At 41.9% G+C, this 1633-nt stretch carries 1 protein-coding gene and 1 pseudogene; both read left to right on the top strand.

Going from position 1 to position 1633, the window contains the following annotated elements:
• Nucleotides 1-546, top strand: a pseudogene (locus R7P67_RS23745) (FUSC family protein); the annotation flags it as partial.
• 114 nt (nt 547-660) lie between these two features.
• Nucleotides 661-1563: a hypothetical protein gene (locus R7P67_RS23740; protein WP_276412860.1), complete on the top strand. Its 903-nt coding sequence runs from the start codon at nt 661-663 to the stop codon at nt 1561-1563.
• Nucleotides 1564-1633: the final 70 nt, after the last annotated feature.

Below are 1633 nucleotides of genomic sequence, written 5' to 3'. Positions count from 1 at the left end.
ATAGAAAGCGTTAACCCATCACTTCGCCAAGGGAAACGAACATTTTCCCAACATATCAAAGAGGATAAACGTAAAGTTTTTCACGGCGTGTCGATGTTCGTAACATCATTGCTCGTTTGGATTTATCTCCCAATACCTGGTGGCTCTATTTTTCCTATGATCGCAGCGGCTTTTTCTTGCATCTTACCGACAATGCCACCGAGCGTACTTAAAGATGCTTTCTTTGGTGTTATAGGCACAGGAACCGTAATTCTACTGGAGTACGTGTTTTTGATGCCACTCATGACTGAGCTATGGCAGTTAGCGTTATTTTACTTCATCAACACGATAGTAATTTGGGAGGTATTTTCAACACCCAAAATGCTGATTCATCGAGTTCTAGGGATTAATCTATTGGTTGTACTGACCTCCGGCGCGTTAAACCTGACTCCAATATATAGAATTGAAACACCAATTGTAATGCTGACGAATATTTTAATTATTCTTCTGATCGGCAAATTGTTTTCTGACCTGTTTTGTAAACCTCAAAATGTGCGCAGAGTTTAGAAACTCGATATTAATAGCCATGCTATTCATGTAATGAATTATCAAAATAAATTTTGAAATAACACATACACATTTTTAGAAAATGGGTATTTAGAATATTAAAGAGAGACCATTGTGAAATTAAAAATAGGACTGGTATTTTTAACCACTTTATTTACCCAGTTAAGTTTTGCTCAAGACTCATTTTTCCCTATTTGGGGAGATGAAGCAGAAAAGCGTGGCTATTCACTGCCAAAACATTATGGTCTCTCCCTTTCATACATGGATATGAGCAATCCAATCACGGTCAACAGTATTGATTTAACAGGACATCCGGTACTAGAGGCGCTTGATATTGATGCTAACCACGCCGATTTTAAAGGTTCCAATATTACTCTAAGGGGAGACGTGTGGATTTTCCCATTTATGAATATCTACGGAATTATTGGCTATACCCAAGGCACGAGCACAGCAAAAATTAACGCTTTAAGTTGCGATACTTCCTCCGTGCAAGGTATCGGAAACAAAGTTCTGTGCTCGCTGCTCGATGCAGCGGGTGACGAGCTACCGGATAGCGCCGCATTTGAGTTAGAGATGGACGGAGGAACCTATGGAGCAGGCACCACATTAGCTGGCGGTGTGGGAAATTGGTTTGCACTACTCGATATGAACTACACCTACACCAGCATAGCCGCCATTGATGGCAATATTAAAACCTTCGTGGCTGCCCCTCGAGTCGGATATCGCTGGCAATACGATGGCGGACGCGAACTGCGCGTATTTGTTGGCGCCATGTATCAAAATGTTCAACAAGAATTGTCTGGTGACCTCAAAAGCTTAAACCTACCACCGCAACTACTTGGCTTAGTTGAAAACTTGAGCCCTGATGCGGGCTTCAACGTCAGTCAAAGTGCCGATGAGAACTGGAACAGTGTGCTTGGTTTCCAATATGCCTTTAACAAAGACTGGGAGATATTGATGGAGGCCGGATTTGGGGAGCGTGAGACCTTATTCTTTTCATTAGGTCGTCGATTCTAGGATTGAAAGCATGACAAGATTACTTCCTATTATCTGTCTATTGCTATCTGGAGCAACTCTCGCAGAAGAG

The organism is Vibrio sp. Vb0937, from assembly GCF_033338855.1.
Note: the sequence above shows the minus strand (reverse complement) of the source record. Positions and strands in the feature narration are given on the sequence as shown.